The 289-nt window shown below is 64.4% G+C and carries 1 protein-coding gene; it reads right to left on the reverse strand.

The genetic code is table 11. The features are described from left to right. A partial coding sequence (locus tag E5W70_RS10330) for a M3 family metallopeptidase (RefSeq protein ID WP_292657277.1) occupies positions 1 to 289 on the reverse strand: 289 nt, incomplete at both ends.

Raw genomic sequence — 289 nt, forward strand, 5'->3', positions numbered from 1 at the left:
GGCCTCGTCGAAGGCGAATTTCTCTGCGCGCAGCTTCTCCTGATAGAAGCGCCAGTCCCAGGCGGCGAATTTCTCATTGCTGCCGGCCTCGGCCGCCAGCCGCTGCAATTCGGCCTGGTCGCTTGCGGCCCTTTCCACCGCCTTTTCCCAAACTGGATCGAGCAGCGCGTGCACCGCCTCCGGCGTCTTGGCCATGGTATCATCGAGCTTCAATGCGGCGTAGGAAGCATAGCCGAGCAGCTTCGCCGTCTCGGCGCGCAGGCGCAGCATGTCGCGCACCACTTCCGTG

Origin of the sequence: Mesorhizobium sp., assembly GCF_005063415.1 — a bacterium.
Lineage (GTDB): Bacteria > Pseudomonadota > Alphaproteobacteria > Rhizobiales > Rhizobiaceae > Mesorhizobium.